This window comes from Serratia sp. 4542, from assembly GCF_016805595.1.
Lineage (GTDB): Bacteria > Pseudomonadota > Gammaproteobacteria > Enterobacterales > Enterobacteriaceae > Serratia > Serratia nevei.
The window spans coordinates 18,829-36,103 of sequence record NZ_RXKV01000011.1; the positions used below are offsets into that span (position 1 = coordinate 18,829).

19 protein-coding genes are annotated in these 17,275 nt (G+C 60.2%); 11 read left to right on the forward strand and 8 right to left on the reverse strand.

Going from position 1 to position 17,275, the window contains the following annotated elements:
- Positions 1–12: 12 nt before the first annotated feature.
- The 3 genes from EKL15_RS17230 to amiA all read right to left on the reverse strand — a co-directional run bounded on the left by EKL15_RS17230 (position 13) and on the right by amiA (position 2,335).
- Entirely contained in the window at positions 13–468 is a 456-nt protein-coding gene (locus EKL15_RS17230) for a YaiI/YqxD family protein (RefSeq protein ID WP_004936514.1), read from the reverse strand.
- Entirely contained in the window at positions 468–1,388 is a 921-nt protein-coding gene (gene hemF, locus EKL15_RS17235; RefSeq protein ID WP_060419818.1) for an oxygen-dependent coproporphyrinogen oxidase, read from the reverse strand. The genes EKL15_RS17230 and hemF overlap by 1 nt, the downstream gene beginning before the upstream one ends.
- Before the next feature lie 65 nt (positions 1,389–1,453).
- Positions 1,454–2,335 (reverse strand): N-acetylmuramoyl-L-alanine amidase AmiA, encoded by an 882-nt coding sequence (gene amiA / locus EKL15_RS17240; RefSeq protein WP_047730137.1) that lies wholly within the window; start codon positions 2,333–2,335, stop codon positions 1,454–1,456.
- Between the two features lie 204 nt (positions 2,336–2,539).
- Here amiA and EKL15_RS17245 point away from each other — a divergent pair, with 204 nt between their 5' ends.
- Entirely contained in the window at positions 2,540–2,965 is a 426-nt protein-coding gene (locus tag EKL15_RS17245) for a GNAT family acetyltransferase (protein ID WP_004936504.1), read from the forward strand.
- Between the two features lie 42 nt (positions 2,966–3,007).
- Here the strand turns inward: EKL15_RS17245 and EKL15_RS17250 are convergent, their stop codons facing one another.
- On the reverse strand, positions 3,008–3,406 hold the full coding sequence (locus tag EKL15_RS17250; RefSeq protein ID WP_049198414.1) for a YgiW/YdeI family stress tolerance OB fold protein: 399 nt from the start codon (positions 3,404–3,406) through the stop codon (positions 3,008–3,010).
- A gap of 175 nt (positions 3,407–3,581) precedes the next feature.
- Here EKL15_RS17250 and EKL15_RS17255 point away from each other — a divergent pair, with 175 nt between their 5' ends.
- From EKL15_RS17255 to EKL15_RS17300, 10 genes are all read left to right on the forward strand, one after another.
- Positions 3,582–4,046: a DUF2919 domain-containing protein gene (locus EKL15_RS17255; protein WP_100396463.1), complete on the forward strand. Its 465-nt coding sequence runs from the start codon at positions 3,582–3,584 to the stop codon at positions 4,044–4,046.
- Positions 4,047–4,202: 156 nt separating this feature from the next.
- Positions 4,203–4,790 (forward strand): RpoE-regulated lipoprotein, encoded by a 588-nt coding sequence (locus tag EKL15_RS17260; protein WP_038881279.1) that lies wholly within the window; start codon positions 4,203–4,205, stop codon positions 4,788–4,790.
- A gap of 182 nt (positions 4,791–4,972) precedes the next feature.
- Positions 4,973–5,872, forward strand: coding sequence for a Dyp-type peroxidase (locus EKL15_RS17265; RefSeq protein ID WP_038881282.1), 900 nt, complete (start codon positions 4,973–4,975; stop codon positions 5,870–5,872).
- A 201-nt stretch (positions 5,873–6,073) separates the two neighbouring features.
- Complete coding sequence (locus tag EKL15_RS17270; RefSeq protein WP_203090096.1) at positions 6,074–7,096, forward strand: sulfate ABC transporter substrate-binding protein; 1,023 nt, start codon at positions 6,074–6,076, stop codon at positions 7,094–7,096.
- Complete coding sequence (gene cysT / locus EKL15_RS17275) at positions 7,097–7,936, forward strand: sulfate/thiosulfate ABC transporter permease CysT (RefSeq protein ID WP_019453852.1); 840 nt, start codon at positions 7,097–7,099, stop codon at positions 7,934–7,936.
- A complete protein-coding gene (cysW, locus tag EKL15_RS17280) occupies positions 7,936–8,811 on the forward strand; it encodes a sulfate/thiosulfate ABC transporter permease CysW (protein ID WP_019453851.1) in 876 nt (291 codons plus the stop codon). Before cysT ends, cysW begins: the two co-directional genes overlap by 1 nt.
- On the forward strand, positions 8,801–9,889 hold the full coding sequence (cysA, locus tag EKL15_RS17285) for a sulfate/thiosulfate ABC transporter ATP-binding protein CysA (protein ID WP_100396461.1): 1,089 nt from the start codon (positions 8,801–8,803) through the stop codon (positions 9,887–9,889). The genes cysW and cysA overlap by 11 nt, the downstream gene beginning before the upstream one ends.
- A gap of 79 nt (positions 9,890–9,968) precedes the next feature.
- On the forward strand, positions 9,969–10,850 hold the full coding sequence (cysM, locus tag EKL15_RS17290; protein WP_203090099.1) for a cysteine synthase CysM: 882 nt from the start codon (positions 9,969–9,971) through the stop codon (positions 10,848–10,850).
- 257 nt (positions 10,851–11,107) lie between these two features.
- Positions 11,108–11,788: a response regulator transcription factor gene (locus EKL15_RS17295; protein ID WP_038881296.1), complete on the forward strand. Its 681-nt coding sequence runs from the start codon at positions 11,108–11,110 to the stop codon at positions 11,786–11,788.
- Between the two features lie 6 nt (positions 11,789–11,794).
- Positions 11,795–13,120 (forward strand): ATP-binding protein, encoded by a 1,326-nt coding sequence (locus EKL15_RS17300; protein WP_060419835.1) that lies wholly within the window; start codon positions 11,795–11,797, stop codon positions 13,118–13,120.
- 77 nt (positions 13,121–13,197) lie between these two features.
- Here EKL15_RS17300 and crr read toward each other — a convergent pair whose 3' ends face one another.
- The 4 genes from crr to cysK all read right to left on the reverse strand — a co-directional run bounded on the left by crr (position 13,198) and on the right by cysK (position 17,156).
- Positions 13,198–13,707: a PTS glucose transporter subunit IIA gene (crr, locus tag EKL15_RS17305; RefSeq protein WP_004936467.1), complete on the reverse strand. Its 510-nt coding sequence runs from the start codon at positions 13,705–13,707 to the stop codon at positions 13,198–13,200.
- Between the two features lie 49 nt (positions 13,708–13,756).
- Positions 13,757–15,484: a phosphoenolpyruvate-protein phosphotransferase PtsI gene (ptsI, locus tag EKL15_RS17310; protein ID WP_015378671.1), complete on the reverse strand. Its 1,728-nt coding sequence runs from the start codon at positions 15,482–15,484 to the stop codon at positions 13,757–13,759.
- Positions 15,485–15,530: 46 nt separating this feature from the next.
- On the reverse strand, positions 15,531–15,788 hold the full coding sequence (gene ptsH, locus EKL15_RS17315; RefSeq protein ID WP_004936458.1) for a phosphocarrier protein Hpr: 258 nt from the start codon (positions 15,786–15,788) through the stop codon (positions 15,531–15,533).
- 399 nt (positions 15,789–16,187) lie between these two features.
- Complete coding sequence (cysK, locus tag EKL15_RS17320; protein WP_038881303.1) at positions 16,188–17,156, reverse strand: cysteine synthase A; 969 nt, start codon at positions 17,154–17,156, stop codon at positions 16,188–16,190.
- Positions 17,157–17,275 lie beyond the last annotated feature (119 nt).

A 17,275-nucleotide genomic window follows, 5' to 3' on the forward strand; every position in this document is an offset into this window, starting at 1 on the left:
AGCAGGGCGCAGTCACTGCGCCCGTTTCGCCTGCAGCAGCCATTTGTCCAGCTCGTTGGCGAACTGTTGGCGGTCGCGCTGGTTCAGGGCGTTCGGGCCGCCGGTCTGAATGCCGCTGGCGCGCAGGGTATCCATAAAATCGCGCATGTTGAGGCGCTCGCGGATGGTGTCCGGCGTATAGCGTTCGCCGCGCGGGTTCAGCGCCACCGCGCCTTTCTCTATCACCTCCGCCGCCAGCGGGATATCGGCGGTGATCACCAGATCGCCCGCTTCGCAGCGGCGCACGATCTCGTTGTCGGCCACGTCGAAGCCGGCCGCGACTTGCAATGAACGAATGTACTTCGACGGCGGTGTGCGCAATGGCTGGTTCGCCACCAGCGTCACGGTGATGGCGGTACGATCGGCGGCGCGGAACAGCACCTCTTTGATCACGTTCGGACAGGCGTCCGCATCGACCCAAATCTGCATCATTTCGGCTCCTGCAGCCAGTCGCGCACCGGCAGGAAATCGCGCGCCAGCGCCGCTTCCGGGCTGTCGCCTTCCGGCTGGTAGTTATATTCCCAACGCACCAGCGGCGGCATCGACATCAGAATGGACTCGGTGCGCCCGCCGGTTTGCAGCCCGAACAGCGTGCCGCGATCCCACACCAGGTTGAACTCCACGTAGCGGCCGCGACGGTACAGCTGGAACTGGCGCTCGCGCTCGCCCCAGCTCAAGGCCTTGCGTTTTTCGACGATCGGCAGATAGGCGTCGAGGAAGCCCTGGCCCACCGCGCGGGTGAAAGCGAAGCAGTGGTCGAAGTCCGGGGTGTTCAGATCGTCGTAGAACAGGCCGCCGATGCCGCGTGCTTCGTTGCGATGCTTGATGAAGAAGTAATCGTCGCACCATTGCTTGTATTTCGGGTAGACCTCGTCGCCGAACGGCGCACACAGTTCGGCCGCGGTGCGGTGCCAGTGCACGGCATCCTCTTCGAAGCCGTAGAACGGCGTCAGATCAAAGCCGCCGCCGAACCACCACACCGGCGCTTCGCCCGGCTTTTCGGCGATGAAGAAACGCACGTTGGCGTGGCTGGTGGGCACATAAGGGCTGAGCGGATGGATAACCAACGAGACGCCCATCGCCTGGAAGCTGCGCCCGGCCAGTTCCGGACGGTGCGCGGTGGCCGAGGCCGGCAGGGTGGCGCCGGAGACGTGCGAGAAGTTGACCCCCGCCTGTTCAAACACCGCGCCGTTGGTCAGCACGCGGCTGCGGCCACCGCCGCCTTCTTCACGCGTCCATTGGTCTTCGGTGAACACGGCGCCGCCGTCGGCCTGGGCGAGCTGCGCGCAGATATGATCCTGCAGCGCCAGCAGGAAGGATTTTACTTCAGCGATGTTAGGTAAACTCATGCGGGGTCTTTATAGCGTCTGGCTGAACAAGGCGCTGAGTATACTCTTATTCGCCGCCCGCGGCATCAGCGGGGTTTGCGCTGGTGGGCGTCGAAGTAGTCGAAGAAGTTGACGATGCCGTCCGCGATGGCGCGGGCTATTTTCTCGCGAAACGCGGTGGTGCCCAGCAGCCGCTCTTCGTTCGGGTTGGTGATGAACGAGGTTTCCACCAGCACCGAGGGAATGGACGGGGATTTTAACACCGCGAATGCCGCCTGTTCGGTGCTGTCGCTGTGCAGGTGGTGGACCGGGCGGATCTGGCCGAGCACGTGGCGGCCGAGCGTCAGGCTGTTGTTGATGGTGTCGGTTTGCACCAGATCGAACAGCACCTGCTGCAGGTAGTTGTCCTGATCCTTGTATTTGCCGCCCGCCACGTCGTCGGCGGCGTTTTCACGGTTGGACAGGTAGCGCGCCATGGCGCTGCTGGCGCCGCGGTTGGACAGGGCGAACACCGAAGCGCCGGAGGCCGATGGGCTGGTAAAGCCGTCGGCGTGAATCGAAATGAACAGGTCGGCCTGGTGCTGGTGGGCGATCTCCACCCGCTGGAACAGCGGAATGAATTCGTCTTCTTCGCGCGTCAGGCGCGCCTCGACGTGATCATGCTCATGCAGAAAACGGCGCACGTGGTTGGCGATTTCCAGCACGATGTGTTTTTCCTGCGAGCCTTCGTGGCCGACCGCGCCGGAGTCGATGCCGCCGTGGCCGGGATCGATCATCACCAGCTTTTTGCCGCCGGCCGGTTTCGCCGCCGGTTTGCTGTGCTGATTGCGCAGCAGGCCTTCCGCCCTGGCGCTGCGGTTTTTCACGCCGAACAGCGCTACCGCCAGGCCGGAAAGCAAAAGTTGGCGTCGCGTCGGGGAAACGGCAAGCGGCTTAAAATTGAGGAATTGTTTACCCTGCTTTTTCATTACGCAACGCTCCATCGACGTTTCTATTTTGCGACGTTATATCGTATTGATAATCATTAATCGACCCGATAACTATTTCCATTTATTACGCCTGTTACCGGCGATTTCTGGGCAAATAGCGCGGTAAATCGCAGTTTGATATTGCGTAAGTGAATAATCACGCGATAATCAGATAAACACCTTAATTAACAGCGGCCAACATCGATGGAAATTCGCGTATTTCGACAAGACGACTTTGAAGAGGTCATTACCCTGTGGGAGCGCTGCGATTTGCTGCGGCCCTGGAACGATCCGGAAATGGACATCGAGCGCAAGCTGAACCACGATCCGGAGCTGTTCCTGGTGGCGGAAGTCGGCGGCGAAGTGGTCGGTTCGGTGATGGGCGGTTATGACGGCCACCGCGGCTCGGCGTATTACCTCGGGGTGCATCCCGACTATCGCGGGCGCGGCATCGCCAATGCGTTGATCAATCGTCTGGAGAAGAAGTTGATCGCCCGCGGCTGCCCGAAGATCCAGATTATGGTGCGCGAAGACAACGACACGGTGGTCGAGATGTACGAGAAGCTCGGCTACGAGATTCAGGGCATCACCAGCCTGGGCAAGCGGCTGATCGAAGATCAGGAATATTGATCGAGCGGCGGGCGGCGGCGTTGCACCGCCCGCCGCAGTGCATTACGGCAGCTTTTTGACGGTTTTCACGTCCACTTCGACGCTGCTCCAGTCTTTATCCACTTTGCCTTCCAACTGCACCTTGTCTTTCGGCGTAACGGTTTGGCCGTTCCAGCGTTTGCGGTCGATATCGACCGTCAGGGTGCCGGTGGCGTCGCGGAAGGTATAGGTTTCGTCGCCGATGCGCTGCTCGATGTTGCCCTGCAGCATCACCCAGGTGTCGTCGCTCATCGATTTCACCTTGTCCACGGTGGTCAGCGCCGCGCTGGGGCCGGAGAAACCGCCTTGTGCGGTGGTTTGCGTTTGGGCCTGCGGCGCGGCCGGATCGAGGAACCCGCCTTGTTGCGCCAGTACCGGTGCGCTGCACAGCGCGATCAGAGCGGCCAGAGTCAGTTTTTTCATGTTGCGCTTCCTTATCGTTATCGAAAATCACATCCCGCTGATATCGGGTTGCTTGCTCAGTGATAAGGATTAAAACACGCCGATCTTAAGAGCTTCTTAAGCCGACGCATTGAAATTCCCATCGCCGGCGCCCATCTGTAGCCATAGTCTTTTTTCTGTTGGCAAGGAACGATCGTTGAAGCCATTCTCACCCCGGTTTTCCCCGGACGATTACGACCAGCACGGCGCGCTGCGGCTGCCGCTGGGATTTTGGGCCGTGCTGATTTTGCAGGCGCGCACCTGGCTGCTGTTCGTGATGGCCGGCGCTTCGCGTGAGCAGGGTGAAAGCTTGCTGGCGCTGTTTTATCCGGATACCCAACGCTTTTGGTACGGCATGCTGCTCGGCCTGCCGGCGGCGCTGGCGTTTTTGCTGAGCGGCCGCCGCCACCAATGGCCGCGGCTGTGGCGCGGCTGGCGTTGGGGGCTGATTATCTCCGTGCTGGCGTCGCTCGGCGGCTCGCTGTTCAGCCTGTGGCGCCAGGACGGCGATGCGCCGGGGCTGGAGCTGGCGTTGGCGCTGCTCGATGCGCTGGCGCTGAGCTATCTGCTGTTGAATGCGCGCCTGAAAGCCTGTTTTGCGCCGGTGGAGCACGTCGACTAATTGCCGAGAAGTGCGGCACTTTTCGCATTTTCCGCACTCCAAGCTGGCAACCGTTGGCGTAGTGCGGGCCGTTGTGAGAGGCTGGCACGCAGCAAAACGCCGAGTGCGGCAGGGGCGGGTCACCGCCCCGTGCCATTGATGTTTAAGGAGCTAGAGATGAATATTCGCCCCCTGTTGTTAGGGCTTCCGCTGTTACTGACCGGCTGTTCGAGCATGTCCAATTTCTCCTGGTCCAGCCTGTCGCCGTTCAACTGGTTCGGCAGCAGCCTGGAGGTCGGCGCCAAGGGCGTCGGCAAGCTCAACGCCGGCACGCCGATGTCGGAAAGCGCCATCAACGACGGGCTGGACGGCAACTACCGCCTGCGCGGCGGCATGGCGACCAGCAACGGCCAGATCGTCTCTTATTACCAGGCGCTGTCCGGCGACGAAGTGAAGCTGGTGATCACCGGGGAGCCGAAAGGGCACGTGCAGCGGGTAGACGTAATGGATCAGAAAGTGGCGACGGAGTGGGGCAACAAGCTCGGCACGCCGTTCGGCGATATGTACAGCAAGGCGTTTGGCTCCTGTAAACCGGGCAGCGGCGAAGACGCCGGCAAAGTGGAGTGCGTGGCGGAGCAGAGCAAGTACGTTACCTATATCTTCAGCGGCAAGTGGGCCGGGGCACAGGATATCATTCCGCCGGACGACACCCTGAAAAGCTGGACGGTCAGCAAAATCATCTGGCACGCCAAGCCGCAGCAGTAATGTGTTCAACGGGCGCCGGTTCGCGGCGCCTGCCTTTTCAAGCCATTACCCCTATTTTCTTTGCGCTGCTGCAAGGCAATCGCCCGTGCTTGCGGTATGATAGCGCGCGTTTGTAACAGGGAACCCGCGCGTCAACCGCCATACCTTACCTGTTGCCGGATTCTGGTATTGAGGATAACAACATGACACAGGTTCAGAGCGGCATTCTGCTGGAGCACTGCCGTTTCGCCATTTTTATGGAAGCCACCGTGCAGGGCGAATTCGCCGACTTGCGCCAGGGCTGCAAACAGTTTTGTCAGACGCTGAGCGAGCTGCAGCAGCAGTTTCCCGATGCGCGCCTCGGCGCGGTGATCGCTTTCGGCTATGACGTTTGGCACGATCTTTCCAACGGCCAGGGCGCGAAAGAGCTGAAGCCGTTCACGCCGCTCGGCAAAGGGCTGGCACCGGCCACCCAGCGCGATATGCTGATCCACATTCAGTCGCTGCGTCACGACGTCAACTTCACGCTGGCGCAGGCGGCGCTGGCGGCGTTCGGCAACGCCATCAAGATTGAAGAAGAAACCCACGGTTTCCGCTGGGTGGAAGAGCGCGATCTGAGCGGTTTCATCGACGGTACCGAAAACCCGCAGGGCGAGCAGCGCCCGGCAGTGGCGACGATTGCCGAAGGCGAAGAGGACGCAGGTGGCAGCTACGTGCTGGTGCAACGTTACGAGCACAACCTGCGCCAGTGGCAGCGTTTTACCACCGAACAGCAGGAGCAGATCATCGGTCGCACCAAGCGCGACAGCGAAGAGCTGCCGGCCGATCAGCGCCCGGATACCTCGCACGTTAGCCGCGTCGATCTGAAAGAGAACGGCAAGGGCCTGAAAATTTTGCGCCAGAGCCTGCCTTATGGCACCGCCAGCGGCAAGCATGGCCTGTTCTTCATCGCCTATTGCGCACGCCTGCACAATATCGAGCAGCAGCTGCTGAGCATGTTCGGCGATCTGGACGGCAAACGCGACGCGATGCTGCGTTTCAGCCGTGCGGTTACCGGCAGCTACTACTTTGCGCCATCGCTGACGCGCCTGCTGTCACTTTGACGCCGTTGCCGAAGCCGGCGCGCCCGGCTTCGGCCCGTTTTCCCGCCCCGAAAACGCCTCGCATTCCCTGCCTTATAGCGTTTGATGCTTGTAAATCACTAAACGGTATATAAAAGCGTTACAGCTCCGCACCGAGTTATAAATACACTGGTCGTCAATAAGGCGAAAGCCTGAAGGAATGACTCAGTGATAAGGTGCAGAATGAAACAAAACCGGGTTAAAAATCTCGTGCTGAAAGGTTGGCTGGCGGCTGCGCTGTTGGCGAGCGGCACCGCGTCGGCGGCGGAATTGCTGAACAGCTCTTATGACGTTTCCCGTGAATTGTTCGTCGCGCTGAATCCCGGCTTTGAACAGCAGTGGAATCAACAGCATCCGAACGACAAGCTGACCATCAAACAATCGCACGCCGGTTCCTCCAAGCAGGCGCTGGCGATCCTGCAAGGCCTGCGCGCCGACGTGGTGACGTACAACCAGGTGACCGACGTGCAGATCCTGCACGATCGCGGGCAGCTGATCCCGGCGGACTGGCAGGCGCGCCTGCCGAACAACAGCTCGCCGTTCTATTCCACCATGGCGTTTCTGGTGCGCAAGGACAACCCGAAGGGCATCCATACCTGGAACGATCTGGTGCGCGACGACGTGAAGCTGGTGTTCCCTAACCCGAAAACCTCCGGTAACGGCCGTTACACCTATCTGGCCGCCTGGGGAGCCGCCAATCAGGCCGACGGCAACGATCCGGCCAAGACCCGCGCCTTCATGACCCGCTTCCTGAAGAACGTGCTGGTGTTTGATACCGGCGGCCGCGGCGCGACCACCACCTTCGTCGAGCGCGGCTTGGGCGACGTGCTGATCAGCTTCGAGTCCGAAGTGAACAACATCCGCAAGCAGTACGGTGAGGACAAGTACGAAGTGATCGTGCCGCCGGTCGATATTCTGGCGGAGTTCCCGGTGGCCTGGGTCGACAAAAACGTCGAGCGCAACGGTACCGAACAGGCGGCCAAAGCCTATCTGAACTATCTCTACAGCCCGGCGGCGCAGCAGGTGATCACCAGCTTCTACTACCGCGTGTATGACCAGAAAGCGATGGCGGCGGCGAAGGGGCAATTCCCGGACACCCAACTGTTCCGCGTGGAAGACCAGTTCGGCGGCTGGCCGCAGGTGATGAAAACCCACTTCGCCACCGGCGGCGAGCTGGATCAGCTGTTAGCGGCAGGGCGCAAGTAAATGTTGGCGTTGTCGTCCAGTAAGCGGGTGCTGCCCGGATTTGGCCTCAGCCTCGGCAGCAGCCTGTTTTATACCTGTTTGATCCTGCTGTTGCCGCTCACCGCGCTGGTGATGCAGCTGGCACAGATGAGCCTGGCGCAATACTGGGAAGTGATTTCCAACCCGCAGGTGGTGGCGGCGTATAAAGTGACGCTGCTGGCGGCCGGCGTCGCCAGCCTGTTCAACGCGGTGTTCGGCATGCTGATGGCCTGGATCCTGACGCGCTACCGTTTTCCCGGCCGTTCGCTGCTGGACGGCCTGATCGATCTGCCGTTCGCACTGCCGACCGCAGTGGCCGGCCTGACGCTGGCGGGGCTGTTTTCCACCACTGGCTGGTACGGTCAGTGGCTGGCGCACTTCGACATCAAGGTCACCTTTACCTGGCTTGGGATCGCGGTAGCGATGGCGTTCACCAGCCTGCCGTTTGTGGTGCGCACCGTGCAGCCGGTTCTGGAAGAGCTGGGGCCGGAATACGAAGAGGCGGCCGAGACGCTGGGCGCTACGCGCTGGCAGAGTTTCCGCCGCGTGGTGTTGCCCGAGGTGGCACCGGCATTGCTGGCCGGCACCGCCATCTCCTTTACCCGCAGCCTGGGCGAGTTCGGCGCGGTGATTTTCATCGCCGGCAACATCGCCTGGAAGACGGAAGTGACCTCGCTGATGATTTTCGTGCGTTTGCAGGAGTTCGATTATCCGGCGGCCAGCGCCATCGCCTCGGTGATCCTGGCGGCGTCGCTGCTGCTGCTGTTCAGCATTAACGTATTGCAAAGCCGCTTCGGCAGACGTTTGGGAGGAGGGCACTGATGGCCGATGTTTCCGCCTTCAACGGCGCCGAGCGCCCGCGCGTCAACTGGGGCAAGTGGACGCTGATCGCCATCGGCGCGCTGTTCTCGGTGCTGCTGCTGGTGGTGCCGATGATGTCGATTTTCGCCGAGGCCTTTTCCAAAGGGTTCGGCGCGATGTGGAGCAACTTGCTCGATCCGGACATGCTGCACGCCATTTGGCTGACGGTCTTGATCGCGCTGATCACCGTGCCGTTCAACCTGGTGTTCGGCACGTTGCTGGCGTGGCTGGTGACGCGCTTCACCTTCCCCGGCCGCCAGCTGTTGCTGACGCTGATCGATATCCCGTTCGCTGTTTCACCGGTGGTGGCGGGGCTGATTTACCTGCTGTTTTACGGCAGCAACGGCCTGCTGGGCGGCTGGCTGGATGCGCATAACATCCAGATCATGTTCTCCTGGCCGGGCATGGTGCTGGTGACCATTTTCGTTACCTGCCCCTTCGTGGTGCGCGAGCTGGTGCCGATGATGCTCAGCCAGGGCAGCCAGGAAGACGAGGCCGCGATTCTGCTGGGGGCGTCCGGCTGGCAAATGTTCCGCCGCGTGACGCTGCCCAACATTCGCTGGGCGCTGCTGTACGGCGTGGTGCTGACCAACGCGCGCGCCATCGGCGAGTTCGGCGCAGTGTCGGTGGTGTCCGGTTCGATTCGCGGCGAAACCTACAGCCTGCCGCTGCAGGTCGAGCTGTTGCAGCAGGATTACAACACCGTCGGCTCCTTTACCGCCGCCGCCCTGTTGACCCTGATGGCGATCGTTACCCTATTTTTGAAGAGTGCGCTGCAGTGGCGTCTGGAACGTCAAAACGCGCGTCTCGAGCGGGAGGAAAATCATGAGCATTGAGATTAACGGCATCAACAAGTACTTCGGTCGCACCAAGGTATTGAACGATATCTCGCTCGATATTGCTTCCGGCGAGATGGTGGCGCTGCTCGGGCCGTCCGGTTCCGGCAAGACCACGCTGCTGCGGATCATCGCCGGGCTGGAAAGCCAGAGCGGCGGCAAGCTGGGCTTCCACGGCACCGACGTCAGCCACATGCATGCGCGCGACAGGCGCGTAGGCTTCGTGTTTCAGCACTATGCGCTGTTCCGCCACATGACGGTGTTCGACAACATCGCCTTCGGCCTGACCGTGCTGCCGCGCCGCGAGCGGCCAAACGCCGCGGCGATCAAACAGAAAGTCACCCAGCTGCTGGAAATGGTACAGCTGGGCCACCTGGCCAACCGCTATCCGTCTCAGCTGTCCGGCGGCCAGAAACAGCGCGTGGCGTTGGCGCGCGCGCTGGCGGTGGAACCGCAAATTTTGCTGCTGGACGAACCGTTCGGCGCGCTGGATGCGCAGGTGCGCAAAGAGCTGCGCCGCTGGCTGCGTCAGCTGCACGAAGAGCTGAAGTTCACCAGCGTGTTCGTCACCCACGATCAGGAAGAGGCGATGGAAGTGGCCGACCGCATCGTGGTGATGAGCCAGGGCAATATCGAACAGGTCGGGTCGCCGGAAGAGATTATGCGCGAACCGGCCAGCCGCTTCGTGCTGGAGTTCATGGGTGAAGTGAACCGCCTGAACGGCGAAATTCGCGGATCCCAGCTGTTCGTCGGCGCGCACCAGTGGCCGCTGTCGTTCCAGCCGATGCACCAGGGCAGCGTCGATCTGTTCCTGCGCCCGTGGGAAATGGAAGTGGCGACCGAAAGCAGCGAGCGTTGCCCGCTGCCGGTGCAGGTGCTGGAAGTCAACCCGCGTGGCCACTTCTGGCAGCTGACGGTGCAGCCGATCGGCTGGCATCAGGAGCCGATCGGCGTGGTGTTGCCGGAAGGCAATCCAACCCCGGTGCGCGGCGGCCGTTATTACGTCGGCAGCCTCAATGCGCGGCTGTATGCCGGCGATCAACTGCTGCAACCTGTTGCGTTAGCCAAAAGCGCCTGATAGGTTTTAGCTGCCCTTTTCTTCAAGGCAACCCCCGGGTTGCCTTTTTACTTTACGCACATCAACACAGGCAAAGATCGTGACAACGCTCGAACAATGCATCGGGAACACCCCGCTGGTACAACTGCAACGGCTGGCCGCCCAGGCGGGCAGCGAGATATGGGTCAAACTGGAAGGCAATAACCCGGCGGGATCGGTGAAGGATCGCGCTGCGTTGGCGATGATCCAGCAGGCGGAGCTGCGCGGCGAGATCAAGCCCGGCGACGTGCTGATCGAGGCCACCAGCGGCAATACCGGCATTGCGCTGGCGATGATCGCCGCGCTCAAAGGCTATACGCTGAAGCTGTTGATGCCGGAGAACATGAGCCTGGAGCGGCAGGCGGCGATGCGCGCGTACGGCGCCGAGCTGATCCTGGTCAGCCGTGAGCAGGGGATGGAAGGGGCGCGCGATCTGGCGCTGGAGATGCAGCGTCAGGGGCAGGGCAAGGTGCTGGATCAGTTCAACAATCTCGACAATCCCTACGCCCACTTCACCACCACCGGCCCGGAGATTTGGCGCCAGACCGAAGGACGCATCACGCACTTCGTTTCCAGCATGGGCACCACCGGTACCATTACCGGCGTGGGCGGTTACCTGAAGAGCCAGAATCCGCAGGTGCAGATCATCGGCCTGCAGCCGGCCGAAGGCAGCAGCATCCCCGGCATTCGCCGTTGGGCGCCTGCTTACCTGCCGGGCATTTTCCGCCCGGAGCTGGTGGATCAGGTGCTGGATATCGAGCAGCGCGATGCCGAGCAGACCATGCGCCAGCTGGCGCAGCGTGAAGGCATCTTCTGCGGCGTCAGCTCCGGCGGCGCGGTAGCCGGCGCCCTGCGCGTCGCGGCGGCCCACCCCGGCAGCGTCGTGGTGGCGATCGTCTGCGATCGCGGTGACCGTTACCTCTCCACCGGCGTGTTCGACTGAATGTGCCCTCCCGGCGGTGTGTTCCGCCGGGAAAACCCTTCTCACTTTCCTTTTGACCGACGGCATAGCCGGCCCGCCTGGGCGGTGGCCGGAGCCTGTCTGTACGCCAATACCCTGACAGAAGTAGAGAAATCGCGCGACAGCAGCCACAATAACGGTGGCGAGACGCGAACCGCGATGTGTAAGGATTGAGTAAAACCGGCTGCGGGCCGGCGGAATTGGCGGGAAAATAACGAAAATCGGTGAAGGAGCAAGGCATGAAAATTTTACTGGTCGACGATGACCTGGAGCTTGGCACCATGCTGAGCGAATACCTGACGGGCGAAGGCTTCGACGCCACGCTGGTGCTGACCGGCAAGGCGGGGGTAGAGGGCGCGCTGTCGGGCGACTATACCGCGATGATCCTCGATATCATGCTGCCGGACATGAGCGGCATCGACGTGCTGCGCGACGTGCGTAAAAAGAGCCGGCTGCCGATCATCATGCTGACCGCCAAAGGCGACAACATCGATCGGGTGATTGGCCTGGAGATGGGCGCCGACGATTACATGCCCAAACCTTGCTACCCGCGCGAATTGGTGGCGCGTCTGCGCGCGGTGCTGCGCCGTTTCGAAGAGCGGCCGCAGGAGGCGGACGACGAAGCCGCCATCAGCTTCGGCGAGCTGACGCTGAACCCTTCAACCCGCAGCAGCGAATGGCGCGGTAAGGCGTTTGATCTGACCGCTTCGGAATTCAATCTGCTGGAGCTGTTGCTGCGCGCGCCGGATCGCGTGGTGTCGAAGGATGAATTGTCCGAGAAGGGGCTGGGGCGCCCGCGCGAGGCCTATGATCGCAGCGTGGACGTGCATATCAGCAATATCCGCCAGAAGCTGAGCGCGCTGGCCGGTAATACGCTGAGCATCGAGACGGTGCGCAGCATCGGCTATCGCATTCGGTAACCTGACATGCGCGGAAGACTGTTCTGGAAAATTTTGCTCGGCTTTTGGCTGACCTTCCTCATCATGACGCAGGCCCTGTGGGTGGCGTTTTCTTTGTATGGCGACCGCTATGTGCCGCCGGAGAACGCTATGGCGCGGCGGGTCATCGGCCTGCAGCTGACCTCGGCGGCTACCCAGTTGCGCAGCGGCGGCATGCCGGCGCTGGAAGCCCTGATGCGCGATTGGCCCGAGGACGACAGGCGTTTGCTGTCGGTGACGCCGATGACCCAACCGCCGCCGCCCGCGCCGGAAGAACCGGTATTTGAAGGGCGGCGGATGCCGAAGGAAATCTCTGCCTGGGTGCAGACCGGGGAAGGGCAGGGATACTGGCTGAGCTATAACGTGCGCGGGCTGCGGGAAGAGTATCGGCCGGAGCGGCGTTCCCATTTCTTCAACATTCCTGCGCCGATGCTGTGGGTCGGCGGGCTGGGCGGTTTGCTGTTCAGCGCCGTGCTGGCCTGGAACCTGACCCGGCCGATGCGTCAGCTGCGCGGTGGCCTGGATCGGGTGGCGCAGGGCGATCTGTCGGTGCGGCTGTTCCCGAAAATGCGCCGCCGTCATGACGAGCTGTCCGACGTGGCGCGCGATTTCGACACCATGGCTGAGCGGCTGGAGCTGCTGGTCAGCGCCCGCGAGCAGTTACTTCATGACGTTTCGCACGAGCTGCGTTCGCCGCTGGCGCGCCTGCAGCTGGCGATCGGCCTGGCGCGGCAGAATGCCGGCAACGTCGAAACCTCGCTCAAGCGCATCGAACACGAGTCGGGGCGGCTGGATAAGATGATCGGCGAGCTGCTGGCGCTGTCGCGCGCCGAACACAGCAGCCTGCCGGACGAGGAGTATTTCGATCTGTACGGCCTGGTGGATGCGGTGGTGAGCGATGCACGCTACGAGGCGCAGGTGCCCGGCGTGGATATCGTGCTGCAGGCCGAGTCGGACGTGGAGTACACCGTCAAGGGCAATGCGGAGCTGATGCGGCGAGCGGTGGATAACATCGTGCGTAATGCGCTGCGCTTTTCCAGCCACGGCCAGCGGGTGACGGTGGCGCTGACGCGCGTTGATAACCAGTTCCAGATCGCGGTCAGCGATCAGGGGCCGGGAGTCGAGGAGGCGAAGCTGTCGAGCATTTTCGATCCGTTCGTGCGCGTGAAGTCAGCGCTGTCGGGCAAGGGGTACGGCCTGGGGCTGGCGATCACCCGCAAGGTGGTGCTGGCGCACGGCGGCCAGGTTGAGGCGCGCAACGGCGATAAAGAGGGGCTGGTCATTACCCTGCGTATCCCGCGCTGGCCGTCATAACGTAGCGAAATCGGGATACGACGAAGGAGATAAAAAAAAACGGCGCCGAGGGCGCCGTTTTTCTTGCTCATTCGCGATTACTTCTTGATGCGGATGATCGGGGTTTCGCCAACGGTCACGCTGCCGGAAAGTTTGATCAGCTCTTTGATCTCGTCCATGTTGGAGATAACGACCGGCGTCAGGGTAGACTTGGCTTTCTCTTCCAGCAGAGGCAGGTTGAACTCGATAACCACGTCACCTTTCTTGACGCGCTGGCCTTCTTCGGCGATGCGTTTGAAGCCTTCGCCTTTCAGTTCTACGGTATCGATGCCGAAGTGGACGAACAGCTCAATGCCGCTGTCGGATTCGATAGAGAATGCATGGTTGGTTTCGAAAATCTTACCGATGGTGCCGTCAACCGGAGCAACCATTTTGTTGCCGGCCGGTTTGATGGCGATACCGTCGCCAACGATTTTTTCAGCGAACACTACGTCCGGCACATCTTCGATATTGACGATTTCGCCAGAAAGGGGAGCGACGATCTCGATAGTGCCCGTGTCTTTCTTGTCATCAGAAACCAGAGATTTCAGTTTATCGAACAAACCCATGATCTTCTCCTAAGCATTAAATTGGGCGGCGTTCCAGTGTCGTGGAAGTTTAGCAGAGCGTTTTTTCTTCGATGAATTTATTGACGCAATTCATCAGGTCTTGTGCCGTTGGCTGTGCCAAGGCCTGCGCTGCCAACGCCTTCACATCTTCGAAATTCGTGTTACGAATAATTTTCTTGATGCGCGGGATTGAAATCGCACTCATGCTGAACTCATCCAGCCCCATGCCCAATAACAACAGTGTAGCACGCTCATCGCCAGCCAGTTCGCCGCACATGCCGGTCCACTTGCCTTCCGCGTGAGATGCATCAATAACCTGTTTGATCAGGCCAAGCACTGATGGGGACATCGGGTTATAGAGATGAGAAATCAGCTCGTTGCCGCGATCTACCGCCAGAGTATACTGGGTTAGATCGTTTGTCCCAATACTAAAGAAGTCGACTTCTTTCGCCAGGTGGTGAGCAATGACCGCCGCAGCCGGTGTTTCCACCATCACGCCCACTTCGATGCTCTCGTCAAACGCCTTGCCTTCTTCGCGCAGCTGCGCTTTCAGCGTCTCGATTTCGCCTTTCAGATCGCGCACTTCTTCCACGGAGATGATCATCGGGAACATGATGCGCAGTTTGCCGAACGCCGAGGCGCGCAGGATGGCGCGCAGCTGGGCGTGCAGGATTTCACGGCGGTCCATCGCGATGCGGATGGCGCGCCAGCCGAGGAACGGGTTCTCTTCCTTCGGCAGGTTCATGTACGGCAGGTCTTTGTCGCCGCCGATGTCCATGGTACGGACGATCACGGCCTGCGAGCCCATGGCTTCCGCCACGGCTTTATAAGCCTGGAACTGCTCGTCTTCGGTCGGCAGCGAGTCGCGGTCCATGAACAGGAACTCGGTACGATACAGGCCGACGCCTTCCGCGCCGTTGCGCTCTGCACCCGCGACGTCGCGCACGGTGCCGATGTTGGCGCAGACTTCAACCTGATGGCCGTCCAGCGTAATCGCCGGCAGGTCCTTCAGCTTGGCCAGATCGTTTTTCTCGGTGATGTATTGGTTCTGGGCGGCTTTCAGCTGATCGATAACGTCAGCGGTCGGGTTAACGTAAATTTTGTTGTTAACCGCATCCAGAATCAGGTAGTCGTCGTTTTTCACCTGCTTGGTCACGTCGCTGGTACCGACGATCGCCGGCAGCTCCAGGGAGCGCGCCATGATAGAGGTGTGGGAAGTCCGGCCGCCGAGATCGGTAATGAAGCCCAGCACTTTGTCCAGGTTCAGCTGCGCGGTCTCTGACGGGGTCAGATCGGTGGCCACCAGGATCACTTCGTCCTGAATGGAGCCCAGATCGACGATCGGCATGCCCAGAATGTTCTGCAGCAGGCGCTTACCGATGTCGCGCACGTCGGCGGCGCGCTCTTTGAGGTATTCGTCGTCCAGCTCTTCCAGCGCTTTCGCCTGACCTTCGATCACGGTGTAGGCGGCGGCGTCTGCGGAGGCCAGATCGTCTTTGATTAGGGCTATGATTTCCTGCTCAAGCTCTTCGTCTTCCAGCAACATGATGTGGCCTTCGAAGATAGCTTCCTTCTCTTCGCCGAAGGTTTCGCCAGCTTTGGTCTTGATCGCTTCCAGCTGTTCGGACGCTTTCGCGCGGCCGGCCAGAAAACGCGAGACTTCCTGCTCTACTTGATCAGCAGAGATTTTTTTCCGGTTGATGACAATGTCGTCTTCTTTCAGCAAGAGAGCCTTACCAAAAGCGATGCCCGGTGATACTAAAATGCCTGAAATCATAACCCTACCTTACTCTTGACTGGTGTTAACTAAAAAGACGGGCCGATTACTCAAGCTCTGCCATCAGTTTTACCAAGTGCTCAACGGCTTTCTGCTCGTCTTCACCTTCAGCGGAGATGGTCACTACGGTCCCTTGAGTCAGCCCCAGAGTTTGCAGTTTGAACAGGCTTTTAGCGCTGGCGCTTTTGCCGTTGGAGGTCACGGTGATGTCAGACGTGAAGCCTTTGGCTTCTTTAACGAACTGAGCGGCAGGGCGAGTATGCAGACCATTCGGAGCGGTAATAGTAACTTCTTGCTGGAACATTGATGTTTCCCCAACTTATTGGATTAATGTTGTGGAGCTAAAGTTTAGCCCAGGGGCCTGACTTTAGCTTGTCTGGTTATAGCGCCTGACTATGGACAGGGGCGAACGTTGATGCAACAGAAAACGACGCGTTAGGCACTTCAGATCAAAAAACTCGGCTTTAGACGTCGTTCCAATCCGCTCCCCATTATGCCCGATTCGACGCGTCGGCGACAGATGAGTAAATCGATTCAGCCTTGACCGGGCTCGGGGGGTGATTAATTTTGCGCATCGAAATAATGCACCGTTAAATACTAAAGCCGACGGGCAAAAGCAATCTTGGACTGCTATAAAGTTTGATCCAGTCCACAAAAAAGCACCCCGCAGGGTGCTTTTTTAGCGATTTGTGCAGTGGTGGAATTACTGCTGCAATTCCTGCTCGGTGAACAGATCGGCAAACAGCGCGGTGCTCAGATAACGTTCGCCGGAAGAGGGCAGGATCACCACGATGGTCTTGTCGGCGAACGCCGGTTCTTCGGCCAGTTTCACCGCCGCCACGACCGCTGCGCCGGAGGAGATGCCCGCCAGGATGCCTTCTTCGTCCATCAGGCGACGCGCCATGCTGATGGCTTCGTCGTTGGAGACCTTCTCGACGCGATCCACCAGGTCCAGATCGAGGTTGCCTGGAATGAAGCCGGCGCCGATGCCCTGGATCTTGTGCGGGCCCGGTTTCAGCTCTTCACCGGCCAGCGCCTGGCTGATGACCGGCGAGTCGGTCGGCTCGACCGCCACGGTAGTGATGGCCTTGCCTTTAGTGTTCTTGATGTAGCGGCTGACGCCGGTCAGCGTGCCGCCGGTGCCGACGCCGGAGATGAACACGTCGACTTCACCGTCGGTGTCTTCCCAGATTTCCGGGCCGGTGGTTTTTTCATGGATGGCCGGGTTGGCCGGGTTGCTGAACTGTTGCAGGATCAGGTAACGGTTCGGATCGGTGGCGACGATCTCTTCGGCCTTGGCGATAGCGCCTTTCATGCCTTTCGCCCCTTCGGTCAGCACCAGATTGGCGCCGAGTGCCTTGAGCAGCTTGCGGCGCTCGATGCTCATGGTTTCCGGCATGGTCAGCGTCAGCTTGTAACCGCGCGCGGCGGCCACGAAGGCCAGCGCGATGCCGGTGTTGCCGCTGGTCGGCTCCACCAGCTCTTTACCGGCGGTCAGCACACCACGTTGTTCCGCATCCCAAATCATATTGGCACCGATGCGGCATTTGACGCTGAAGCTCGGGTTGCGTGATTCAACCTTGGCCAGAATGCGTCCGTTGCCGATACGGTTCAGACGAACCAGCGGCGTATGGCCGATTGTTAATGAGTTGTCTTCATATATCTTGCTCATAGCCCGTCCTTTAACTCTATGAAAATGTGGGGAACATCGAAAGCATACGCTAACAGTACCGGCAGGGAAGTAAAGAATTGGTATATCTATATGTTATTAGGAAATAAGTTTTAAGCACA